Origin of the sequence: Acinetobacter sp. YH12043, from assembly GCF_013419915.1 — a bacterium.
Classification (GTDB): Bacteria; Pseudomonadota; Gammaproteobacteria; order Pseudomonadales; family Moraxellaceae; genus Acinetobacter.
This window is the reverse complement of record NZ_VOZD01000006.1, coordinates 1-24,306: the sequence shown is the minus strand read 5'-3', so window position 1 is coordinate 24,306 and position 24,306 is coordinate 1. Positions and strand designations below refer to the sequence as shown.

Sequence of the window (24,306 nt, the reverse complement as noted above, 5' to 3'; positions counted from 1 at the left end):
TTCTATTCTCATGGTATTTATGCAGGAATAGTTTCTGCAATCAATTCACGCGCCCAAACACGGTGATTCATGATCAAGGTCTTGAAGCTATCTTGCACAGTATCGAATTGAGAATTTGCTAAAGTACCTTCATCACTAATCAGTTTTAGATCTTCAATCAGCTGACCTTTATCTCCCAAGAAGACAATCGGTTTCAGATGCTTATAAGCCTCAAGCAGATAGTGAGTCGCGATACCATCTTTCAGCACCATGTCATAGTTATCGCCATCGACAATAACCACAGCATCATAGGCAATTGACGGTTCAGCTTTCTGCATACCATCAGATGGGATCACTGTACCTTGCTGGCTCAGAACTGGTCCTGGACGAGGTGTTAACACATCAGCCACAGCACTCTCTGATTCAGCCCAAGCCTGTACAGCTTTAATACTGGCTTCATTGGCTTTGTCATGTGCCAGAATTGCGATTTTACGTGCCTTAATATCGGCAGGTTTAAACGCTTCAAAAGACAGGCGCTTAGAAATCAGAACATCAGGCAGTTTTGCGGCTTTTTTCTCAGCTGGGATTTCAATACCTAATTGATCCGCGACCTGTTGAGCCAGCGTCAAGTCAATATTGCACAGCACTTCGAGAACTTCACGTTCACGGATATTTTGGCGTTGCACTTTACTCAGTTCGAAGACATAGGCATCAATAATATGCTTCTGCTCATGCGGTGCCTGGCTTTGATAGAATAAACGAGCATGAGTGAAGTGATCGTTAAAGGACTCACTACGCTGGCGGATTTTATGACCGTCAATACGCTCCTGATAGCTTTCAAAACCACCTGCCTGAGTCGCACCTGGCGCTTCAGCTGGCCAGTTATCATCAATCGAGTTTGGTTCGTAGTTGGCCTGTCCGGTGTGAATAAGACGTTGATGCAGACCATCACGCTGATTGTTATGGAATGGGCACACCGGCTTATTAATTGGAATCTGATGGAAGTTTGGACCACCCAAGCGGCTCAGCTGAGTATCAGTATAAGAGAACAGTCGGGCCTGTAGTAGCGGGTCGTTGGTAAAGTCAATACCAGGAACCACGTGACCTGGACAGAAAGCAACCTGCTCAGTTTCACCGAAGAAATAATCAACATTACGGTTCAACACCATACGGCCAATTGGAGTCACTGGAACCAGTTCTTCCGGAATGATTTTGGTTGCATCCAGCAAGTCAAAATCAAATTTCATCTCATCTTCTTCAGGAACGATCTGTACGCCTAATTCCCATTCCGGGTAATTACCGGAAGCAATCGCTTCATACAGGTCACGACGATGGAAATCCGGATCCTTACCTGCCAGTTTTTGCGCTTCATCCCATACCAGCTGTGTCAAACCTTGTTTAGGCGTCCAGTGGAACTTCACAAAGACAGCTTTATTTTCGGCATTGATGAAACGGAAGGTATGCACCCCAAAACCTTGAATCGAGCGTAAATTACGTGGAATAGCACGATCCGACATTGCCCACATCACCGCATGTGCAGATTCAGGTACAAGAGAGACAAAGTCCCAGAAAGTATCATGTGCTGACGCACCTGATGGAATCTCGGTTTGTGGTTCAGGTTTCAGCGCATGGACAAAATCAGGGAACTTGATGCCATCCTGAATAAAGAATACTGGCGCATCGTTGGCCACCAGGTCAAAGTTACCTTCATCCGTATAAAACTTAGTCGCAAAACCACGAATATCACGTACCGTATCTGCTGAACCGCGAGGACCTTGTACTGTAGAGAATCGAACAAAGACTGGAGTCTGGGCACCGGTATTGGTTAGAAACCCGGCTTTAGTCCATTTTTCATTGCCTGGATAAGCTTCAAAAAAACCATGTGCCCCAACACCACGTGCATGCACAATTCGCTCTGGAATACGCTCATGATCAAAATGGGTAATCTTTTCACGGAGAATAAAATCCTCCATTAAAGTTGCCCCACGAACACCCGCTTTTAGACTGTTCTGGTTATCCGAAATTTTGACACCTTGGTTAGTAGTCAGTGTCTGTTCGGTGGAGTCACTACGATATGCATCAAGCTGCTCACTTTTTTTATTGGTATTCTGCTTATCTAAACCATTTTTACCTGCGGCTGGACTGTTCGCCTTAATTTTCATGACATTTTCCTTGCTGATCTTGAGTTTAGTGAAGTCTTTTTTTGCCTATCTCAAATTCGCTTGAGTTTTATTCAACATCTTGGCGTTTTTACAGAAAAATAAAGTTCCACTTTTATCTGCATGCGGTGAGCTGTTGCTGAGTATGAAAATCTTTTTATTGATTTCGTCTGTATCCCTAACATAACGAGATTTGACGAATACATTGCTGAGTCTTTGTAGTGGCTTGTTTAATAAAGGCACAGTTCTGTTATTTTTCTTAACCACACAGTTTTCTTGCCGAGTAACGATCACAAAGTTCGAAAAATTTAAAGCTGATAGTTTTTACTAAAAGATAAAATCATGAAATAAAGGCTTAATCATCTAAAAATGAAAACAAGTTTTTAAAAAACTGATCCAGACATTTGAGTTTTATAAGGCAAAATTAATTTCTTTATACAGTTACAATCCTGTCACCAGGCTATACAGAACGCCTATACTTATATCTTTGCCCGTCCTATAAACTATATAACTCAGAAGTACTTAAAATTATTTCCACATATAAATAGTGGCAAAAATCTATTTCATATAAAAGGTCATGCTGCCAAGATTTCCTATCTTTTCAGCCATGACTGGCAAACTTCTATTTTAAAAGATATCTCTCTACAAAATTGTTAAGGAGTAAAACATGGGCTCTTCAGAAAAAAATGCTAAAGCTATGAAAATTGATATTGGTATTTCTTACGAAGACCGTGCCAAAATCGTCGAAGGTCTATCTAAATTATTGGCAGACAGCTATACCCTCTATTTAATGACCCACAACTTTCACTGGAATGTCACCGGACCACAGTTCAATAGTCTGCACAGCATGTTTATGACCCAATATACCGAACAGTGGAATGCTCTTGATCTGATTGCAGAACGTATCCGGGCCTTAGGCTTTGCCGCACCCGGCACTTACCAGCAATTTGTTAAGCTGACTGCTATTAAAGAAGTAGAAGGTGTACCAGATGCCCAAGAAATGTTGCGTTTATTGGTAAATGCTCATGAAACGGTAGCTCGTACCGCACGCAATCTTTTTGAAGTTGTTGATGAAGTCAACGATCAACCGACTGCAGATTTAATCACGCAACGTCTTGATGTGCATGAAAAAACAGCCTGGATGTTAAGAAGTACTTTAGAGTAATTAACTTTTCTCATTGAGAAAATAACTGTAAAATCAGAAAATTAGCTTTTTCTAGAACAAATAAGTGCTCAAATTTAAGTCATATCCTTTTGAGCACTTATTTATCTCACCTTCCACCCTATAGTGAAGGCTTTGAAAAATAAATATTTACCTTTTAAGAAATTATTTTTTAATCAATAAATCTTTATTTATTATCTATTTAATTATATTAGCTTAGATAGGGAATTTGGCTTTTAAATAAAAATTTCTTATATTATAAAAATATAATTTTTACTAAATCAGCATTTAATCACTTTTTTTGATCTCAGTCTTTTTCCATATCTTTTAAATATATTGAACAAATGGACCAAACCATTTCTGCTTACAAAATAAGCAACAGATTAAGCTTCAAAAATGCTTACAAACTGAATATTATTCATCTAAAATAGAGAACCACATCACATAATATAATTATTGAAATATATTGTATACATTTTGTATTTCTGAAAGATTCAGGGGATTAAGTTATGAGTGTTCAAAAGCTGCTCATTTCACTCAAACTTAATTTACGTAAATTGATTTTAATCCTTTTACTTGTGAGTCTGGTGATTCTTTTTTCAATTACATTGATTGTGAGCAATGTAATTCACCGACAGCAACTGATTAATAATTCTCTTGCAACTAATTATGAGTATGCAGCTAAAGTTGCTTCTATTTCTGATTTATATTTTAAAAATATATTTAATGATTTAAGCCTCAGTGCCAATATTATTAAGAATGGCTTTCATAATGAGCAGTTATTAAAAACTGAATTAAACAGATTGATTCAACAATCTAATTCTTTTAGCAGTGTTTTGATCAGCGATGCAGATGGTCATGTCATCGAATATGCGCCTGAAATCTTGAAATTAGATAAAGTTGCGATTATCCGGTCTTTGGGCTTTAGCAAATCACTCGAATCAAAGAAGCCTTATATTTCCTCACCCTATTATTCATTAAAAGGTAATCTGGTCGTCCTGGTTAGTTTTCCCATCTTTGATCAGAATAATAAATACCAAGGCTTTATTGCAGGGTTTATCTATTTACATGAAGAATCCTTATTAAAGACACTTTTAAGCGAAAATTATGGTTATAAAAATAGCTACTTATATGTTTTTGATAAAGAACATAAAATTATTTATCATCCAGAAAGAGAGAGAATTGGAAAAACATTCCAACACAATACCGGTTTAGCTTATATGGAGTCTCATAGCTCAGGTAAAATAAAATTAAACAACGATATGGGAGTTAGCGAACTAGCAAGTTTTGCAAAAATTCCTACGACTAACTGGACCGTGGTGTTTCAGCAGCCTACAGAAGATTTATTCGCCCAAGCCCGTCTTCTTGCCTACAAAGTAATTGGCACAATTTTTGTTATCTATATTATTATCTTTTTAATCATCTGGCGTATTTCAAAATCTATTACCTCTCCATTAAATGATCTTGCCAAAATGGCAAGTCATTTGAATGATCCAGGTATCACTGAAAAGATTAATCATATTACGCCTTGGTATTTTGAAGTTTTTAAATTCAAGAGATCCCTATTATCTAGTGTAAACGTTTTTAATCAGGAGATTGAAGAACTTAAACAGGATACTTTAACCGATCCTTTAACCGGCTTTTATAATCGTCGTGGCTTTGAACTATTTTTAAATGATTTAATTAGCAATAAAACTTATTTTGCTGTGGTGGTTTTGGATATTGACTATTTCAAGAAAATTAATGATCGTCATGGGCATGATATGGGTGATGTGGTATTAACCAAAGTTGCCGGATTTATTCGGGAAAGTTTTCGTGAACAGGATATTTGCTGTCGCGTTGGTGGTGAAGAATTTATTATTCTTGCGCCAGTCAAAGAGATTTCACATGCAACTAAAATCGCTGAAAGATTAAGACATAAACTGGCATCGACTTATTTACTTGAAGTAGGAATAGTCACTGCTTCACTCGGTATTGCACACTGGCCTTTAACTTCGTCTGATATCAAAGAAGTTTTAAAACAAGCAGATACGAATTTATATCAAGCCAAACATTTAGGGAGAAATCGTGTGGTGACAGGTGAAAAAAGTGCTCAGTTATAATATTTTTATACAGTTATTAAGTAGATAATTTAAATATATTATTTTGTTATTGTGTTATGGGGTTTAGATCTTTTATTCAAAAAAACAGTATAATTTCTCTAATACTTCTAGGTTTATATAGAGGTTTATACTTAAGGATACAATATGACTTCTTTTTATAATGGAGGCACCAGCCAAGAGATTTTTAATCTGATTGGTCAAGCTGCTGCCTTAGAGGATATCATAGATGCGATTACCGCATGGTTAGGGGACAAAATCCCGGATGCACTGGTATCTGTCATGTTGTATTCGGAACAGGAACAAACGCTTAATTTAATAAAAGAACCAGCCTATTTTTCCAGAGAATATGTAGAAGCTTCAAAAGATCTAAAAATCGGCCCGAATGTTGGCGCTTGTGGTGCAGCTGCATATCATCGTCGTTTAGTGGTCTGTGAGGATTTACTCAATGATCCGAACTGGGTCGCATATAAAGATCTGGTTAAACAAAATGGTTTAAGAGCCTGCTGGTCGGTACCAATTGCCAACGGGAGTGGCAAACTTTTTGGCTCTTTTGGTACTTATTATCGTTCGATCAAGTCTCCTACTCCCAATGAAATTGACCTGCTGCAATATGCAGCTTCGCTGATCGCCTTAACCTTTGAGCTGTATGAAGAACGCAAAAAACGAAATCAGCTCAAAGATAAATATCAGTCATTTTTCTCTTTTCATCCCGATGCAATTTTTGAGCACAATCTGGATGGCAATATTGTAGATGCCAATCTGGCCACCAAATTTTTTAACGAAGTTGGTGTTAAATCGCATATCGGAACTAAAATTGATCATTTTATTGAACCTGAACATCGCCCTCTTGCCTTAGAAGCCTTTGAGCAGGCCAAGCATGGCTTGACTGGACATCTTGAAGTTCAGGCACATAACTCGGCAGGACAGAAATACTGGCTCGATTTAACTTTTTTGCCAATTAAAGTGAATGAGGAAATTGTCGGTATTTTTAGCGTGGCACGCGACATTACTGAACGTTATCAAAACAATGAAATGCTGCGCTTAATGAAACGTAGTGTCGATGCAAATCCGCATGGCATTATTTTAACCTCGGCAGAAAATGACCAGCCTATTGAATATGTTAATCCGGCCTTTGAGCAGATTACCGGTTATAGCCTGGAAGAACTCAAAGGAAAAAATTGCCGCATCTTGCAGGGACCTGATACTTCCGCGGAAAGCGTCCAGCAAATCAGCGAAGCCATTCAGAATAAATCTGAAATCAAGATTGTCCTGAAAAATTATCGTAAGGATGGACACTGGTTCTGGAACAAGCTGAATCTCGGCCCGGTCTTTGATGATAATCATAAATGCACTCATTTTATTGCCATTCAACAGGATGTGAGTCAGCATGTTGCCCAGCAAGAACTAATCGCTTATCAGGAATCACATGACCATTTAACCGGCTTTATCAACAATAAGCTGTTTGAAGAAGTGGTTCAGGAAAAACTGCATCTAGCGCAGAGTGGTTCTGCAAATCTAGTGCTTTTATATCTGGATCTGGATGATTTTGAACCTTTGAATCAAAGCCTCGGTCATGATATTGGCGATAAAATTTTAAAACTAGTGGGCAATCGTCTGAGCCAAAACCTGGAGCCGGAAGATGTAATTTCCAGATTTTCAGGAGATGAGTTTGCAATTTTATTAACTCAAATGAATGATCTCAAGCAAGTTGCTGTACGTGCCGAAGAAATCATCGCCGGATTATCTCAGCCTTTCCATGTGGATGGCTATGATATTCACCTGAGTGCAAGTATCGGTGTCGCTGATGCTGATCCCGACATCAAATGCGTTAAGCAGTTTATCAATGCAGCCAAGGATGCCATGCGTGATGCTAATGCCGAAGGGGGTAATACTTGGCACTGGTATAATTTCACGAAAGAGCCTTTACCGAAGGTAGATTATGTACAGCTTCGTCATGAACTGATGGTCGCTCTGCATGAACAGCAGTTTAAACTGTTTTATCAGCCGATTCTGGACAGTGAAACGGGCAAGGTCAAATGTCTGGAAGCTTTGATCCGCTGGCAACATCCAGAAAAAGGCTTTATTTCTCCTGCCGATTTCATTCCTTTTGCAGAAAGGACCGGGCAAATCGTCTCAATTGGCGAATGGGTACTTAGACAGGCCTGTGAGGAAGTTAAAGCCTGGAATATGCAGCATGAGACTCAAATTTCGGTTGCCGTCAATCTATCTCCTTTACAGTTTAAAAGAAGTGGATTCCTGAGTGATCTCCAGCAATTATTAGCGGAAATTGAATTCCCGCATGAGTTACTAAAACTCGAAGTGACTGAAAGCATGCTGATTGCCAGCGGTGATAAGTCCATTGAGATCTTAAAAAATGTCCGGGCTTTGGGCATTAAAGTTTCGGTGGATGACTTTGGCACTGGTTATTCGAGTTTAAGTTATTTACGTAGTCTTCCGATCGATGAAATCAAACTGGATCGTAGCTTTGTTCAGCATTTACCTGGCAATCCACGAGATGAGGCCATTATTGAAGCCATAATTACCCTAGCGCATAAGCTGGATCTGGAAGTCGTTGCGGAAGGAATTGAGAATCCTGAACAGGCTGAGTGTTTAAAATCACATCATTGTGATTATCTGCAAGGTTTTTACTATGCAAAACCTGCCCGGCTCAATCAGCTAGAGTTAATCAGTTTCTGATTAATGTTCCCTGTTTGAGCAGTACAGTTTCAGCTTCTAAGTAAGCTAACTCTTCTAAATGATGGGTCACATAAATCATCGGTAAATTCAGCTCATCTTTGATCCGTTTTAGAAAAGGTAAAATCTGCTGTTTTAACTGTTGATCCAGTCCCGTTAAAGGTTCATCTAGTAGCAACAAATTTGGTGAAGACAATAATGCCCGACCAATAGAAACGCGCTGCGCTTCTCCACCTGATAGCTGATGGGCTTTGCGATAAATTAGAGGCTTTAATTCTAATAATTCCACGATGTCTTCAAACTGGAATTTTCGATCTGCTTTAGATATCAGTTTTTCTGCATAACATAGGTTCTGCTGCACATTCATATGTGGAAACAGCAAAGCATTCTGGAAAACTAATGCAATCTTGCGCTGATGCATTGGAATATTAATTTTCTTTTCTATATTGGTTAAATCCTGCTGATTAAACTGAATATATCCTTGGTCAGGTTTTAATAGTCCAACAATATTTTTGAGTAAAGTACTTTTTCCGCTTCCAGATGCACCCACGATCCCTAACAGTTGCTGCGACATTTCCAGTTTAATATTCAATCTGAAATCGGCTTGTTGATATTGAAAATCACATTTCAACATTTCAGCCTCCCAATTTCCGTTGATAGTTTTGCAAAATAAAATAATTGGCAATTAAGGCTGTAAATGCCAAGAAAATAGATAAAGTTACCAAACGCATCGCCATTTCTTCACCATTCGGTTGTTGCAATAAGGAATAAATTGCGATGGGAATAGTGCGGGTTTCATCCGGTATATTGCCTACAAAAGTAATGGTGGCGCCAAATTCACCCAGACTGCGGCTAAAACATAAGATGCTGCCAATCAGCATACCGGGAATCGCCAGAGGTAAATTGATACTCCAAAACACTTTCCACGGTGCTGCTCCCAATGAACCTGCGATATGTTCGAGTTGCTGATTCATGAGCTGAAATGACAAACGGATCGGTTGCACCATCAGCGGAAATGCCACAATCATCGAGGCCAATACCGCCCCTTTCCAGTTAAATGACAGTTGTAGCCCGAGTGTATTGAGATATTGGCCAATCATGCCTTGATTACCAAACAGTATCAGAAGCAGATAACCCAAAACCACAGGTGGCAGCACCATCGGCAATTGCAAACATGCTTCGACCAGAAACTTAAGCCGAAATTCATATCTGGCCAAAACCCAAGCCAATGCTACTGCAAAAGGTAAACAGAATAAGGTCGCAAAGCTGGCCACCTTGGCAGACAGGTAGAGCGCACTGAGTTCTTCTGGACTTAACATCTTGCAGTTATTTCTCCAGCCATTGTCTAGGGGTTCAGCCTAAATCCATATTTTTGAAAGATGGCTTTAGCCTGCGCACTTTTTTGTATAAATTGTTCAAATTGCACTGCTTCTTTATTCTGTGCGCCTTGCCATGTCAAAGCTAAAGGATAAATAATCGGACTATGTAAATTTGCTGGGAAAGTACCGATGATTTTTACTTTTCGGCTGATCAAGGCATCAGTTTTATAGACAATCCCAACTTCACACTCGCCACGTTCGACAAAAGCCAAAGCCGAGCGCACATCATCCGTTCCAACAATTCGTCCTTTTAAGCCATTTAACCAGTTCAGTTTGGTCAGACTTTGCTTGGTATATTTTCCGGCAGGCACTGATTCCATTTGCCCGGTACATACATAACCTTTAAAGGACTGGGCAAAATTAAAACTGGACTGGGGTTTAAAATGAATATTCAGATGTTTCGGGCTGATCGCCACTAACTGATTTAACAGGATGGGATGAACTGAACTGGAATTTATAAGTTTCTTGTGTACCAGATAATTCATCCAATCCTGATCAGCTGAAAAGTATAGATCACTACTAGCTCCTGCTTCGATCTGTTTGGCTAAAGCAGAAGATGCACCAAATACGGAAATAATCTTAGTTTGTGGATGTTGGGCTTGGTAAATCCTGGAAATTTCGGTCACAGCATTATTTAGACTCGCTGCGGCGTAAACCTTCACTGTTCCTGCATGGACTGAGGAAAACATCATGGCAATGCACATGGATAAAAACAGAGATTTTTTCATGTGCATCTACCCTTATCAATGAATAAATAAGCCTTGAACAAGATCCCCTTCTTTCAGGCTTTTTCCTGCCGGAATGCGAACCAGACAATTGGCCTGCATGAGATTGCTCAGCATATGTGATTGCTGCTTAGACAGACTTTTAACTCGTAAAACCGACTGCTCAAAGCTGGCAGACATTCTTAAAAAGCGCTCTCTGGCATTCATTTTCAGATCATGGGTGAGTACAGCATTAAACCAGTTCGGCTGAGATTTGTGTCCTTGTAAGGCATTTAATAAAGTTGCGGTGTAGATCTGCATGCCCACATACACTGCTGCGGGATTGCCCGGCAAACCCAGCAGATAACAATGTGAACTATCATTGCGCTGTAGCTGGGCAAAGAACATCGGCTTGCCCGGCTTCTGTTTTACTTTCCAGAATATCTGGTCGAAACCTAAATTTAGTGCTACAGGCCGAATGAAATCATAATCTCCGACAGATACACCGCCCGTGGTTAAAATCAGGTCATGGCTTGCTGATAATTCTTGAATGAGATCCCATACTGCCGCTTCAGTATCTGCAACATGAAAAATCTCAACCTGCTGCCCAGCTTGCTGAAACCAGGCTTCAATCAGGGGACCGTTGGCATCAAAAATTTTACCCGCTGCAAAATCCTCGATACTTTCAGCAACTTCATCACCTGTAATGACCACAGCCACTTTAGGATATTGAAAAACCTTAACAGTATTGATCCCCGCCATGCTTAAAGAGGCAATTGCACCGACTGACAGCTGCTGACCTTTATTGGCCAATAATTGCCCGACTGAAATTTCTTCGCCCACATCCCGAATATCGGCATGAATTTTAAGCTGTTCCGTAATTTTGATTCTGGATAAATCAATTGCTTGAACGATTTCCTGACGTGCGACCGTAGTAGTCCCAAGCGGAATTTTAGCGCCGGTAAAAATCCTGACTGCCTGACCATCCTGAAGTTGCAGCTCATCCTGTTGCCCTGCCCGAATTTCACCGATAAGCTGAAACTCACTTTCTGGTTCAATTGCAGCTTGGGTACACAGTGCATAACCATCTACGGCACTTTGCGAAAATAACGGTAAATTAATCCCAGAATAAATATCTTCTGCCAGATAACGATTCAGGGCCTGATTCAACTTCAGTCGTTCAGTTGCTAACACTTGAGTATGCTGCAAAATCAATTCTAAAGCCTGATCTACTGTAATCAGACCATGGTCTGCTCCGCATCCAGACATTATTGATAACCACCTTGATGTGGAATATTTTTCTGCACATCAAATAAATGTACCAACGCTGGTAGTACAGCAATTAAAGATTCTTTAGCCCCTTGTCGGCTGCCCGGTAAAGTCATTACCAAACTGTTATCAATATAGCCCGCAACGCCACGACTTAAAGCTGCATACGGCGTGCGTTTCTGGCCGAAACTGCGTGAAGCTTCCATGAGTCCAGGAATTTCCCGTTTCAGTAAAGGCTGTAAAGTTTCAACTGTTAGATCTTTAGGACCTAAGCCTGTTCCACCTACAGTCAGGATCAATGGATAGTCATTTTTCTGTTGATGAACCAATGCCAATAACTGTTCAGGATCATCTGGAATTACCTGATAGGCAATATTTTCAAAATTGGCTTCTTGTAATATTTCCAGGACATTTTGCCCTGCTGTATCCGGTTTTTTACCGGCAGCGACTGTATCTGAAAGCACAATGATGGATGCTGGCAAGGCTTCTTTTAAGACACGGGTAAAATGCGATTTACCGCCTTTTTTCTTTTGCAATTTACATTGATCCAGACATAAGTCTTCCGGTTCACAATGTGGTTTGAGCATGTCATAGAGGGTTAATCCAGCCAGACTAACGGCAGTCAAGGCTTCCATTTCCACACCAGTTGGACCAATAGTCTCTACTGTGGCAATAATTTCGACATGTGCATCAAACAGTTCATATTCCACATCTGCACGATAAATTGGTAAGGGATGACAAAGTGGAATCAGTTCATCGGTTCGTTTAGCCCCTAAGATTCCGGCGATGCGAGCTGTCTTTAGAGCATCACCTTTTTCCGTATTGCCATTTCGTAATAACTCAATGCAATGTGGCGGTGCATGCAGAATCCCTGTAGCTACTGCAGTCCGATAACTTTCTGCTTTCATCCCGACATTTTTCATTGCATGTTCCTATAGTTCATTTCTTCTTAAAACGTGTGTCTGTTCTGACTTATATCGGCCATTGATAGATGAATGGTGTATTCTCTTTGGCATGATGACAATGTTGATGCGTCTCATCTGAATGTTTTGGATGATGATGCATGTGAGCAGTTTCTACATCTTTACGGATACAACATCCCTCAACATATTGACTGCTGCCATCCATATAAAACTCTTCTTTCCAGACTGGCACCTCATGTTTGACCCGCTCTACTGCTTCCTCACAAGCAGCAAAAGCCTCATGTCGATGTGCAGCATAAGCAATTGCAATAATGGCTTTTTCACCAATATCTAATGCCCCAATTCGATGAATCACCCGCACATAGGACACGCCGTATTTGGCCTGGATTTCCTGTTCAATCTGGCGAATCATTTTTTCTGCAACAGGTGCATAGGCCGTATATTTCAGTGCCTTGACTGCTTTACCTTCATGGTGATTGCGTACCGTTCCAATAAATACTCCAACTCCACCACATTCAGGAAAAGACTGGATCGGATCAAAACTTTCCAGATCTAAAGTAGTATCTTGAATCCTAGAAAATTGCTTGAATTCGCTCATTTCAGCCTCCTGCGACAGGTGACAACAGCACCAAAGTACTGTCAGCATTAAGAGGTGTCTGACATGAAATGATGTCTTCACCAATGGCACAGGCACAGCGTTCAATCATGCCAAATGCATCAGGATAATCTTGTCCCACCTGATTCAAAACTTCAGATACGGTACTTTGAGATTTGCAGATAATTTCGAGATCTTGCGGTAACTGTCGCTCTACCGCACCGAAGGCTTCAATTCTGATTCTGATCTGTGACATCTTAGCCTCCTATCATGTGCATACTAATTTTGCGGCTGTTTTGATTCATACTTTGATTTTTTAAACGCTGCTCTATGGCATGAAAGCCCTGTTCTTTGTTCCAGATATATCGGGATAAAGCACCATACAAATTCAACTCACTTAGAGCGACAGATGAATTTAGTGATTTGATTTCCTTTTTAAGATTCAAGCCTTGAGGTGCAAACAGGCAGTTATAAAATTCACCTTGTGCAGTCAATCGCAAGCGGTCACAGCTGCCACAAAATGAATTGGTAATGGTTGAAATAATTCCAATCGGATGGCCATCAATCAGATACTGGCGTGCGGGTTCCGAAGCTGATTGGGCAGAATTATTAGTTTTTTGAGTGAGCGTAAATTCAGTCGCCAAAGTTTCTAAAATGTATTGTTCACTGACTACATGCTCAGTAGACCAATTGTGATCACCATCAAGTGGCATAAATTCGATAAAGCGCAGGACAATGTTTTGCTGAACTGACCAGCGCGCCAATGGCAGGATCTGATCATCATTGATACCCTGCATCAATACGGTATTGATCTTAATCGGTAATCCAGCGACTTGTGCTGCCTGAATTCCTTCCAGCACAGGTGCCAAATCTTTTTGAGTCAGCTGTTTAAACTGATCAGCATCCAGACTGTCCAAACTAATATTCAGGTCATCCAGTCCCGCCTGCTTTAAGGCCTGTGCATATTGTTTTAAGTAATGCGCATTCGTAGTCATGGAAATGCGTTGTAGTCCCAGCTTTTTCAGCGCTTGCAGTTGTTCAACAAAATGCACTACGCCCTGACGCATTAACGGCTCACCACCAGTAATGCGGATATACTGGATGCCATGACGCACCATAAAATCGCAAAATTGATACAGCTCTTCAAAACTGAGCAGATCGTGTTTTTTCATCCATTCAGGATGTTCAGGCATACAATAAACACATTTGAAATTGCAGCGATCGGTCACTGAAATCCTTAGCTTGCGCTTGCCACGACCGAATTGATCGACAAACAAGGCATCATTTTTAAGCTGTGTCATCATATTCATGTTGAACATCCATCTTCAGGCATTGGGTGGGTTGTTGCACACATGCGGTGCGCGAAACTCAAATCGCCCAATCTTGTAATAATTAGAATTGCAATAAGTGTTCCAACTTTGTGCCAAAAGCAAAATATTCAGTTTTTAGTGCAGAAATTTGAGCTGTTGATACTGTTGCAGTTCATCCAGCGAGTTAATACTGTGAAAAAATAGCGCACGATTTTTAAAACGTGCCACTTGTGCGTGCAAATCAGCAAAACAGTGTTTAAGACTGCGCTGTTCCTGTTCAAGATGTAAGTTCAGGGTTGCCAGACTGCTGCGTTTGACCAGACAAAATGGATAAAGTGGCTTGCCGTTAATTTCCACATAGGCCACTTCAGCCAGACTATTTTTGGCTAGAGCCTGGTGTAACTTGAGCAATACTTTGGAAGGAATATAAGTTAGGTCACAAGGGACAAACAGTACATAATCCGACTGCACATGCGACCAGGCACTTTTCATGCCCATTAACGGCCCCTGAAAGCCCGGCTCATCATCTTGATAATAATGAACACTGGGAATAAGTTTCTGGTAAATGGAATAGTCGCGATGGCTGTTAATCCAGACCTGTGCAACATTCGATTTCAGCTGTTGGTGAATCTTGATCAGCTGAATCTGGTCATCGAATTTCTGCAACAGTTTGTTGATGCCATTCATGCGTCTTGCCTGTCCACCCGCCAGAATCACCAGATCAGTACGCGGATAGGCTGTTTTATTATTTTCTCTCTCGGCTCCTTTTTTCATTCTACCGTCTCCAATTGACATGTTTTAATCAGGCCACGGATTTCAGGTAAACACGAACCACAATTCCCTCCCGCTTTTAAACATGCGGTCACCTGTTTTTCATCCGTAATATTTTTAGTTTTAATAGTTTCAATGATGCGGTTTTTACCGACTTTAAAACAGCTACATACTAATGAACCCTCATTATTTGCCATCGACATCGGCTGTCCGGCAAGTAGAGCCTTACGGTGCATAGCACTTAAACGTTCACGTTTAAACAGACTTGCCACCCAGTCGCGGTCCGGCAATAAGGCCTTCGGTGCAATATATAGGCTGGCAATCACATGACCACCCTGAAGTATCACGCTATGACTGATGTGGGCGGTCTGATCTTCAAGATTCAGCCATTCAAAACTTTCATCCTGAAATGGTAATAATTCTTTTAAATGCTCAGTGGTATAGCTAAATTTCTTCCGGTCTGCCAGTTCATAACGTATTGCCTTGCTGGTAGTGATTTTAGTCCACCACACGGTAGCTTCAATCGACGGCTGTACGATTTTTTCAAAGCCTTGACGCACATAAAATACGCCTTGCCACTGACTATAAAATGGATGGATGATAACCGGAGTATGCTTGAATTCTGGCTCACCCGAAATAGCATCCACTACCGGATTCACCAGTTTGCCAATACGCGCATCGGATGCGACCTGATCATTCCAGTGAATGGGTGCAAAGACCTGTCCACGGCGGATATTGTCACTAATAGTCGCACGCAAGACACAATTGCCCCACTGCGATTTCACCTCAACCAATTCACCATCCTGAATCCCATATTTCAAGGCATCATGTGGATGAATTTCACAATACGACTCAGCACGATGGGTACTTAAATTGGCAGAGAGACCGGTACGGCTCATGGTGTGCCACTGATCCCGGATCCGGCCGGTATTGAGAATTAAAGGATACTCACTGGAAACCTGATTTACCGGATCAATCGCTGTGGTGGCAATAAACTTGGCTTTGCCATCCGCATGACTGAACTGGCCTTGAGCAAATAACCGGGCGACAGATTTCGCATCTTGCTGCTTATCCCAAACTGGCCATTGCACCGGATCCAGTTCATCATATTCTTCTGCAGTTAAATTGCTTAAACCTTGCAGGTTGAAATAACGGAAATATGAGGTGTCTGTACGTTTATGCAGTTCGGCATTCTGATAGGCAGAAAGCCCTGCATGCTCCTTAAAGATTTCATAACTATTCTGGAAATCGAAGCCATTAAAGCCCATGTGTTTTGCCACTTGAGCAATGGCCCACCAGTCCGCTTTGGCTTCACCCGGTGCATCCAAAAATGCATGCTGACGTGAAATACGACGTTCCGAATTGGTCACGGTGCCATCTTTTTCACCCCAACCTAAAGCGGGTAACAAGACATCAGCATATTGTGTGGTATCCGTGTCCTGACAGATATCAGACACCACCACGAATTCACATTTTTCCAGGGCACGTTTGACCTGATCTGCATCTGGCAAGCTGACCACTGGATTGGTGGCTATAATCCAGATTGCCTTAATCTTGCCGCTTTCAACCGCCTGGAATAAATCGACTGCTTTCAGTCCTGCTTGTTTAGCAATATACGGGCTTTGCCAGAAATTTTGTACCAGCTGCTGATGTCCCGGATTTTCTAAATCCAGATGTGCAGCCAGCATATTGGCTAGACCACCGACTTCACGCCCGCCCATCGCATTTGGCTGACCGGTCATGGAAAATGGCGCTGCACCGAGTTTGCCGATTTTACCGGTGAGCAAATGACAGTTAATAATACTGTTGGCTTTATCGACGCCACGTGATGACTGGTTTACGCCCATGGAGAACAACGTTATTACTTTGTCTGTCTGGGCAAACTTTTCAAAGAATTGAGTGAGTTTAACTGCTGAAATACCGGTACGTGCAGCCACATCCTCAATCAAAGCTTCAGTAGAACTGCTCGCTAAAGCCTGTTCCAGCCCTTGGGTATGTGCCGCAACAAATGCGTGATCAACGTAACCATGCTGATGTAAGTACTGTAATAAACCATTAAACAGTGCCACATCCTGACCCGGCAGAATTGGCAAATGCAAATCTGCTGCTTCACAGGTGCTGGTAAAGCGTGGATCAACCACGATCACAAGCAGGTCACGCTGTTCTTTGGCTTTCATAATGCGTTGGTACAATACTGGATGGCACCAAGCGGTATTGGAACCGACCAGTACCACCATGTCAGTATGTTCGAAATCTTCGTAGCTGGCTGGAACCAAATCTTCGCCAAAAGCTCGTTTATGTGCAGCAACAGCTGAAGACATACACAGGCGTGAATTGGTATCAATATTCGCGGTACCGAGATAGCCTTTGACGAATTTGTTCACCACATAATAATCTTCGGTCAGCAGCTGACCAGAAACATAAAATGCAATGCTATCACGGCCATATTGATCGATGCATTGCTGGAATTTATTGGCAATGGTCGAAACTGCCGTATCCCAACTGGTAACTTCACGCTGATCTTTACGACCCAACATTGGCTGCAGTAAGCGGGTTTCCAGACCTAAAGTATCTGCCAGATTACTGCCTTTGATGCATAACTTGCCGAAATTGGAAGGATGGTTGGCATCACCTTCAACAGTCACTTTTGGACCTGATGTGGTCGGCGTTACATGTGCAGTCACACCACAACCCACGCCACAATATGGGCACGTGGTCTGTGTGGTTTTAGTTTTTAATTCTGTGGAGCTTTCAATTTCCACAACGGGAATACTGTTCATGGATGCTCCTTAGGAGTTGAAACACAATTTAATTCTTTTCAAAAAAGGTTCATTACAACGGTGTCTTTTCAATGCAACTCATTTATTTGGATCAACCTTCGGTTCGACCTACTTTTCTTTCGGGAAAAGTAGGCAAAACCTGAGCCACACTGTGGCGTAAGATCCGCAAAACTCGCCCTCATCCGGCATGTATCAAAAAGGTCGCAGAAACATTCATTTTCATATTTTGTCTTGGCTCAAACAGTTGCGGATGACGTTTCCGCGGATCTTGGTTTCACCATGACAAATTGATTTTTTACCCTGCTTTCTTTAATGCAAAATCCCGACCAAAAAGCAGCTTGTTACGAATCGTTGCAATTGGGGTTTGATCTGCAATCAGTTCGGCATACCAGGTACCGTCTTCCGTATCACCAAACAGCACCGCACCAATGACTTTATCCTTTTGAATAATAATGCGTTTATAGATCTGACGTTTCTCGTCATTCAGTATGATATCTTCAAAATCATCTTTTGGTTCGAAGTCACCTGCAGAGAACACATCACAACCACTCACTTTCAGCTGAGTCGGAACCGTTGGCGATTTAAAGGTCAGGCTGCCATGCTCGGCCAGATGTGATGCACAAATGAACGCCTGGCCCCAAAGTGGTTCAACCAGACCAAAGGTTTGACCACGGTGCTCGATACATTCACCCACCGCATAAATACTTGGGTCAAAAGTCTGCATGGTGTCATTTACCAGCACACCGCGATTACAACGCAGACCAGCACTTTGCGCCAATGCGATATTTGGACGAATACCAACTGCAAAGACCACCAAATCAGCTTCCAGTACAGTCCCATCTTTGAGTTTCACTTGGGTCACATGACCTTCTTCACCAATTAAGCATTCGGTATTGGCTTCAGTCAGGATGGTGATACCTTTCTGCTCAATCGCTGTTTTCAGCATCTGGCTGGCTTTGCTGTCCAGCTGACGATCCATAATGCGATCCATCAGGTGAAACACAGTGACATTCATGCCTTGCTGTTGCAGGCCATAAGCAGCTTCCAGACCTAGTAGACCGCCACCAATCACCACCGCATTTTTCTTGGTTTTGCAGTAGTCCAGCATGTTGTTCACATCATAAATGTCGCGGAAGCTGAGTACGCCTTTTAAGTCACTACCTGGAATTGGCGGAACGAATGGCTTGGAACCCGTCGCCAGAATCAAACGGTCATAACTGATCACTTCGCCTTTTTCGGTATAAACCTGCTTACGCGGACGGTCGATACGAATCGCAGGATCACCTGCAATCAGACGAATACCTTTGTCGGCATACCATGCATGCGGATGCAGCATGATGTCATCAATGGTTTTCTCGCCAGAAAGCACTGGCGACAGCATGATGCGGTTGTAGTTACCCCACGGCTCTTCACCAATCACAGTAATTTCATAACAGTCTGGTGCCATATCCAGCAGGTCTTCCAGACAACGCATGCCTGCCAGACCATTACCGACCAGTACCAGTTTCATTTTTTCCGGTGAAACACCGTTGTTGGTGATATAGGTTTTTTGTGGCACGGGGCTAATGAACACCTTGCCATTTTCAATTTTGTTTGGAAAAACCAGCAGTTTTTGATCTTTATCTTCCAGGCAGCGGCCAGTCGCCAAACTAAAATGCTGCTTGTAAATTGGTGAAGCGACTACACGTTCACCTTGCAGATCACCAATGATGCCGCGTGACATCACAAATGCTTTACTAAATGGATCCTGGTTACTGAGTGCATAAACACGTTTTTCTGAACCTACACGAAAGATCGCAATTTGCTGATCTTCCACCAAAGCTGCAACGCCAGTATTAGGCGTGATGTCATCCAGTGCACACACTTCAACCCAATTCAGTTCATTCATATCTTTAAACATTGTCATATTCTTGCTCCTTTATTCTTTGAATCAGGCTTCAACTACCGGAATACGGCTGGCATTGCGTTCAGCTTCAGTTTTTGGACGGATCTGACCGCGCACTTCAGTAAATTGAACGTGCGGATCGTTTTGCTGTTCAGCCTTGGCATTAATAAAGGTTTTGAAACGTTTACGGACTTCTGGATCTTCAACTGCAGTACGCCATTCATCCTGATAAGTGCCCACCACATGCTCCATACGACGCTCGAGTTCTGCTGCCAGACCCAGTGAGTCATTCACAACGACATCTTTCAGATAATCCAGGCCACCTTCGAGATTGTCGCGCCATACTGAAGTACGTTGCAGACGGTCTGCAGTCTGGATATAGAACATGAAGAAACGGTCGATATAGCGGACTAGAGTTTGTGTATCCAGATCTGATGCCAGCAGTTCCGCGTGGCGTGGTTTCATACCGCCGTTACCGCAGACATACAGGTTCCAGCCTTTTTCAGTGGCAATCACACCAACGTCTTTGCTTTGTGCTTCGGCACATTCACGGGTACAGCCAGACACGGCCATTTTCAGTTTGTGTGGAGAACGTAAGCCCTTATAGCGGTTTTCCAGATAGATCGCCAAGCCCACAGAATCATCCACACCATAGCGGCACCAGGTGCTACCCACACAAGATTTCACGGTACGCAGCGATTTACCGTAAGCATGCCCCGATTCAAAACCGGCATTGATCAGTTTTTCCCAGATTTCTGGTAATTGATGCAGTTGCGCACCAAACATATCGACACGCTGGCCGCCAGTCAATTTGGTGTACAGACCATATTCTTTAGCAATTTGACCAATGACGATCAGACCATCTGGAGTGACTTCACCACCTGCCATACGAGGAACGACAGAGTAAGTACCATCTTTTTGAATGTTACCGAGGTAGTAGTCGTTACTGTCTTGCAGGCCGGCATGGCTTGGTTTCAGGACAAAGTCGTTCCAGCAAGATGCAAGAATATTGGCCACTGTTGGCTTACAGATATCACAGCCCAGACCATGACCATGTTGCTGGATCAGGTCATCAAAGGTCTTGATTTCATTCACACGAACCAGGTGATACAGCTCTTGGCGTGAATAAGCAAAGTGTTCGCAGAGATGGTTGTTTACGGTAACGCCTTGACGTTGTAACTCAGATTTTAGAACTTGCGTCACCAGCGGTGCACAGCCACCACAGGCAGTTGCGGCTTTGGTGCATTTTTTCAGAGCGCCTAGTGAAGTTGAACCATCGGCAATCGCTGAACAGATATCCGCTTTAGATACGTTATTACATGAACAGATCGTTGCGCTGTCTGGGAGCAGGTCTACACCGCTGCCACCCGTTTTCGCTGCTGCCTGATCAAAGCCCGGCATGATCAGGCTTTCCGGATTTTCCGGGATTTCCAGACCATTTAGCATCATTTGCAGCAGGTCGTTATATTCTTTGGCACAACCGACCAGCACTGCACCGAGCAGTTTGGTTTTTTCAGCATTAACCACAATTTTCTTGTAGATCTGTGCCGCTTCATCGGCATAGAAATAGCTCAGTGAACCTGGTGTCATGGCATGTGCATCGCCAACTGATGCAACATCCACACCCATCAGTTTCAGCTTGGTGCTCATGTCTGCGCCAGCAAATGCTGCACATTCTTCTTGTAGGACATGTTTCGCAGCAATACGTGCCATGTCGTAGCCTGGCGCAACCAGACCAAAAATCTTGTTATTCCACAGCGCACATTCACCAATCGCGTAAATGTCTGGATTGGAAGTTTGGCAATAATCATTGATCATGATCCCGCCACGCTCACCGATTGCCAGTCCGCTTTGACGTGCCAGCTCATCACGTGGACGGATCCCTGCAGAGAACAGAATGATGTCGGTTTCCAGCTCAGCACCATCACCAAACTTCATCACGTGCTTGGCATTGACACCATCTTCAATAGACGAGGTGGCTTTTTGGGTATGGACTTTAACGCCCAGATCTTCGATTTTGCTGCGTAATACTTTACCGCCAAGATCATCAATCTGTACTGCCATTAAGCGTGGTGCGAATTCGACCACATGCGTTTCCAGATTCAGATCACGCAGCGCTTTTGCCGCTTCCAGCCCCAGCAAACCACCACCAATCACGACACCGTTTTTGGCATTCAAGCTCGCTGCACGAATGGCATCCAGATCTTCAATAGTACGGTAAACAAAGCAATTTTCACGGTCATTACCAGGAATTGGCGGCACAAAAGCGTAGGAGCCGGTAGCTAAAACCAGTTTGTCATAAGCAATCACATCGCCATGATTAGTGGTGACTGTTTTATTAACAGTATCGATTGCAGTCGCTTTGGTACTCAAACGCAGATCAATTCCATACGCATCTGCAAAGTCATTACGGCAAAGGGTTAAATCCTTGGCTGATTTTCCAGTGAAATATTCAGTTAAATGTACACGGTCATAAGCCAGACGCGGCTCTTCTGCCAGAATAGTGATTTCAACCTCATCACCCGCATGCTCAAGCAAAGATTCAATAAATTTGTGTCCTACCATGCCATGGCCAATCATTACCAGTTTCATATTCCCTCTCCTAAATTTTCTAAATCTTGTATCTTGTGTTTTAAGCCAGGTTGTTTCGTTCAAGAACAGCTTCTTCATATAGCTTTTGCTCTTTGGCCTTATGCTCAACCGAGAAGCGAATCATCAGAACAAAACTTGCTGCAATCACGACCAGGCCGCCAAGTGCCATCAGACAGGTTTGAATATCCAGCATGCCTTTAAGTAAGAATCCTGCGGCGACCGCACCCACGTTACCGCCTGCACCGATAATGCCGGCCACACCACCTAAGGCATCACGGTCAATAAATGGCACCAGCGCATACGTTGCACCACATGCCATGTGGGTAAATAATGCGAAGACAGTCATTGTGATGATGGCCAGCATGGCACTGTTCATTTGCGAGAATAAAATCAGGAATAAGCCTTCCATCAAGATCATGGCAAACAGCACTTTGGTACGTCCGTCCAGGCCTTTTTTGATGGCAACTTTGTCTGAAACGATGCCACCCAGTGCACGGGCAAATAGTGCTAGCAGACCGAAGATCCCGGCCGTCATACCTGCTTCTTTTAAACCAAAGCTGAAGTTTTCTACGTAGTACATGGCTACGATGTTATGAATGAAGATTTCGATACCGAAACAGGCCGCATAAGCGCCAAATAGAATCCAGACACGGTAGTTACGTGCAGCATGCATCAGAATTGCCATGCCACCTTTTTTCTCGCTACCTACCTGGATTCCTGCTGCACGCAGTTCTTTAAAGTTGCCTTGTGGACAGTCCTGAGTGAATTTCCAGTACAATGCACCGACGATCACCATCATTAGGCCTGGAACGATCAGTGCAATTCTCCAGCCCATCGCCTGTTCAACACCGAACATCACCAGCGCAGCCAGAAGTAAGGGCATCAAGGCTTGAGTTGCACCACCACCGGCATTTCCCCAACCTGCAGATGCCGCATTGGCTGTACCGACCACATTCGGCGCAAACATGATGCTGGTGTGATATTGGGTAATGACGAAACTGGCACCAATGGCGCCAATCAGTAAGCGGAAAAACAGAAAGGATTCATAGCTATTCGCAGAGGCCACACCAAAGACCGGGATACTGCCGAGTACGAGTAAGGCGGTATAGGTTTTCCGTGGACCATATTTGTCACATAGCGGACCGACAATCAGTCGAACCAGAATAGTGATTGCGACTGCTGCAATATTGATATTGGCGATTTGATCTTTGGTTAAGCTGAATTCACCTGCGATCACAGGCATCAGCGGTGCACAGGCGAACCAGGCAAAGAAGCAGACAAAAAACGCGAGCCAACTCATATGGAAGGCTCTCATTGCTGCGCTGCTGAAATTCAAAAGACTTATTTTTGTTGCTTTCTTTTCATATAAATTTGAAGACATCACCATCTCCTTCCAGAACTGAACGTATAGGCTTATCTGCTATGCGAATCGCTGCACACCAGATGCGATCAGAACGGACGTCATTGGCCGTCTTACAAATTTCTTTAGAGTCGTCTTTGACTCAAATTCTATTAAGCACAAAGCGTGCCAATAAAATAATTCTATAAATAAGTATTTGTATTTATATTATTTATCGAAAGGTACTTTTATATTTTTTCTAAATTATAGTGACTGAGAACCAAGCTCTTTCTTATTTTCCTGAGAATATTCATATCCAGATTTTAAAATTGCCACTTCACTGCGCCTTTTGGCACAGCTTTAGTGCAAGGAAGCATATAATCAAATTAGGTATTTTTAATTAAAGAAAAACTTGTAGTTAAAATTTAAATTTTTTAAATGAGTTAGCTAATTAGGGCGTGTTGACACTTTTAGCTTAAAAAAATAGCGAAGTAGTAAAATCAAATCACCAAACCCAATTTTACTATTCGCTATGCCTCGTACCATGCTGACAGATCAACACTGGCAAAAGTTGAAAGTTATTCTGCGTAATTTATCCATTCACCACAACTCAAATTTACGCAATTTTATTGAAGCTATTCTCTATAGAATTAGGACAGGTTG

General features: G+C 42.5%; 17 protein-coding genes and 1 pseudogene. 4 read left to right on the top strand and 14 right to left on the bottom strand.

Going from position 1 to position 24,306, the window contains the following annotated elements; translation table 11 throughout:
- Positions 1–17: 17 nt before the first annotated feature.
- Positions 18–2,141, bottom strand: coding sequence for a catalase HPII (gene katE, locus FTU01_RS04625; protein ID WP_180011445.1), 2,124 nt, complete (start codon positions 2,139–2,141; stop codon positions 18–20).
- Between the two features lie 664 nt (positions 2,142–2,805).
- Here katE and FTU01_RS04620 point away from each other — a divergent pair.
- The 3 genes from FTU01_RS04620 to FTU01_RS04610 all read left to right on the top strand — a co-directional run bounded on the left by FTU01_RS04620 (position 2,806) and on the right by FTU01_RS04610 (position 8,099).
- Entirely contained in the window at positions 2,806–3,303 is a 498-nt protein-coding gene (locus FTU01_RS04620; protein WP_004783133.1) for a Dps family protein, read from the top strand.
- A gap of 506 nt (positions 3,304–3,809) precedes the next feature.
- Entirely contained in the window at positions 3,810–5,402 is a 1,593-nt protein-coding gene (locus FTU01_RS04615) for a sensor domain-containing diguanylate cyclase (protein WP_179993162.1), read from the top strand.
- 144 nt (positions 5,403–5,546) lie between these two features.
- The gene (locus FTU01_RS04610) at positions 5,547–8,099 is read left to right on the top strand and encodes an EAL domain-containing protein (RefSeq protein WP_179993161.1); all 2,553 of its coding nucleotides are present in this window, start codon (positions 5,547–5,549) and stop codon (positions 8,097–8,099) included.
- Here FTU01_RS04610 and FTU01_RS04605 read toward each other — a convergent pair.
- The 13 genes from FTU01_RS04605 to FTU01_RS04545 form a co-directional block, all read right to left on the bottom strand.
- Complete coding sequence (locus tag FTU01_RS04605; RefSeq protein WP_179993160.1) at positions 8,089–8,730, bottom strand: ATP-binding cassette domain-containing protein; 642 nt, start codon at positions 8,728–8,730, stop codon at positions 8,089–8,091. The two genes, FTU01_RS04610 and FTU01_RS04605, sit on opposite strands and share 11 nt — an antisense overlap.
- A gap of 1 nt (position 8,731) precedes the next feature.
- Complete coding sequence (gene modB, locus FTU01_RS04600; protein WP_179993159.1) at positions 8,732–9,415, bottom strand: molybdate ABC transporter permease subunit; 684 nt, start codon at positions 9,413–9,415, stop codon at positions 8,732–8,734.
- A gap of 26 nt (positions 9,416–9,441) precedes the next feature.
- Positions 9,442–10,203 (bottom strand): molybdate ABC transporter substrate-binding protein, encoded by a 762-nt coding sequence (gene modA, locus FTU01_RS04595; RefSeq protein ID WP_179993158.1) that lies wholly within the window; start codon positions 10,201–10,203, stop codon positions 9,442–9,444.
- Positions 10,204–10,218: 15 nt separating this feature from the next.
- Entirely contained in the window at positions 10,219–11,448 is a 1,230-nt protein-coding gene (locus tag FTU01_RS04590) for a molybdopterin molybdotransferase MoeA (protein WP_179993157.1), read from the bottom strand.
- Positions 11,448–12,371 (bottom strand): bifunctional molybdenum cofactor biosynthesis protein MoaC/MoaB, encoded by a 924-nt coding sequence (moaCB, locus tag FTU01_RS04585; protein ID WP_179993156.1) that lies wholly within the window; start codon positions 12,369–12,371, stop codon positions 11,448–11,450. The genes FTU01_RS04590 and moaCB overlap by 1 nt, the downstream gene beginning before the upstream one ends.
- 49 nt (positions 12,372–12,420) lie before the next feature.
- Positions 12,421–12,969, bottom strand: a complete 549-nt coding sequence (locus FTU01_RS04580) for a molybdenum cofactor biosynthesis protein MoaE (RefSeq protein ID WP_179993155.1) — start codon at positions 12,967–12,969, stop codon at positions 12,421–12,423.
- A gap of 1 nt (position 12,970) precedes the next feature.
- The gene (locus FTU01_RS04575; protein ID WP_180138340.1) at positions 12,971–13,222 is read right to left on the bottom strand and encodes a MoaD/ThiS family protein; all 252 of its coding nucleotides are present in this window, start codon (positions 13,220–13,222) and stop codon (positions 12,971–12,973) included.
- Between the two features lies 1 nt (position 13,223).
- The gene (moaA, locus tag FTU01_RS04570) at positions 13,224–14,276 is read right to left on the bottom strand and encodes a GTP 3',8-cyclase MoaA (RefSeq protein ID WP_179993154.1); all 1,053 of its coding nucleotides are present in this window, start codon (positions 14,274–14,276) and stop codon (positions 13,224–13,226) included.
- 135 nt (positions 14,277–14,411) lie between these two features.
- The gene (locus tag FTU01_RS04565) at positions 14,412–15,050 is read right to left on the bottom strand and encodes a molybdenum cofactor guanylyltransferase (protein WP_179993153.1); all 639 of its coding nucleotides are present in this window, start codon (positions 15,048–15,050) and stop codon (positions 14,412–14,414) included.
- Complete coding sequence (locus FTU01_RS04560) at positions 15,047–17,827, bottom strand: nitrate reductase (RefSeq protein ID WP_180025570.1); 2,781 nt, start codon at positions 17,825–17,827, stop codon at positions 15,047–15,049. Before FTU01_RS04560 ends, FTU01_RS04565 begins: the two co-directional genes overlap by 4 nt.
- Positions 17,828–18,122: 295 nt before the next feature.
- On the bottom strand, positions 18,123–19,733 hold the full coding sequence (nirD, locus tag FTU01_RS04555) for a nitrite reductase small subunit NirD (protein ID WP_180025571.1): 1,611 nt from the start codon (positions 19,731–19,733) through the stop codon (positions 18,123–18,125).
- 24 nt (positions 19,734–19,757) lie between these two features.
- Entirely contained in the window at positions 19,758–22,304 is a 2,547-nt protein-coding gene (gene nirB / locus FTU01_RS04550; protein WP_218952481.1) for a nitrite reductase large subunit NirB, read from the bottom strand.
- Positions 22,305–22,344: 40 nt separating this feature from the next.
- Entirely contained in the window at positions 22,345–23,685 is a 1,341-nt protein-coding gene (locus FTU01_RS04545) for an MFS transporter (RefSeq protein WP_004783163.1), read from the bottom strand.
- Between the two features lie 490 nt (positions 23,686–24,175).
- Here FTU01_RS04545 and FTU01_RS04540 point away from each other — a divergent pair.
- A pseudogene (locus FTU01_RS04540) lies at positions 24,176–24,306 on the top strand (IS5/IS1182 family transposase); the annotation flags it as partial.

Bases quoted from the DNA above. Each gene is read 5' to 3' on its own strand.
- katE (WP_180011445.1), bottom strand. From the start codon at position 2,141: ATGAAAATTAAGGCGAACAGTCCAGCCGCAGGTAAAAATGGTTTAGAT.
- FTU01_RS04620 (WP_004783133.1), top strand. From the start codon at position 2,806: ATGGGCTCTTCAGAAAAAAATGCTAAAGCTATGAAAATTGATATTGGT.
- FTU01_RS04615 (WP_179993162.1), top strand. From the start codon at position 3,810: ATGAGTGTTCAAAAGCTGCTCATTTCACTCAAACTTAATTTACGTAAA.
- FTU01_RS04610 (WP_179993161.1), top strand. From the start codon at position 5,547: ATGACTTCTTTTTATAATGGAGGCACCAGCCAAGAGATTTTTAATCTG.
- FTU01_RS04605 (WP_179993160.1), bottom strand. From the start codon at position 8,730: ATGTTGAAATGTGATTTTCAATATCAACAAGCCGATTTCAGATTGAAT.
- modB (WP_179993159.1), bottom strand. From the start codon at position 9,415: ATGTTAAGTCCAGAAGAACTCAGTGCGCTCTACCTGTCTGCCAAGGTG.
- modA (WP_179993158.1), bottom strand. From the start codon at position 10,203: ATGAAAAAATCTCTGTTTTTATCCATGTGCATTGCCATGATGTTTTCC.
- FTU01_RS04590 (WP_179993157.1), bottom strand. From the start codon at position 11,448: ATGTCTGGATGCGGAGCAGACCATGGTCTGATTACAGTAGATCAGGCT.
- moaCB (WP_179993156.1), bottom strand. From the start codon at position 12,371: ATGAAAAATGTCGGGATGAAAGCAGAAAGTTATCGGACTGCAGTAGCT.
- FTU01_RS04580 (WP_179993155.1), bottom strand. From the start codon at position 12,969: ATGAGCGAATTCAAGCAATTTTCTAGGATTCAAGATACTACTTTAGAT.
- FTU01_RS04575 (WP_180138340.1), bottom strand. From the start codon at position 13,222: ATGTCACAGATCAGAATCAGAATTGAAGCCTTCGGTGCGGTAGAGCGA.
- moaA (WP_179993154.1), bottom strand. From the start codon at position 14,276: ATGAATATGATGACACAGCTTAAAAATGATGCCTTGTTTGTCGATCAA.
- FTU01_RS04565 (WP_179993153.1), bottom strand. From the start codon at position 15,050: ATGAAAAAAGGAGCCGAGAGAGAAAATAATAAAACAGCCTATCCGCGT.
- FTU01_RS04560 (WP_180025570.1), bottom strand. From the start codon at position 17,827: ATGAACAGTATTCCCGTTGTGGAAATTGAAAGCTCCACAGAATTAAAA.
- nirD (WP_180025571.1), bottom strand. From the start codon at position 19,733: ATGACAATGTTTAAAGATATGAATGAACTGAATTGGGTTGAAGTGTGT.
- nirB (WP_218952481.1), bottom strand. From the start codon at position 22,304: ATGAAACTGGTAATGATTGGCCATGGCATGGTAGGACACAAATTTATT.
- FTU01_RS04545 (WP_004783163.1), bottom strand. From the start codon at position 23,685: ATGTCTTCAAATTTATATGAAAAGAAAGCAACAAAAATAAGTCTTTTG.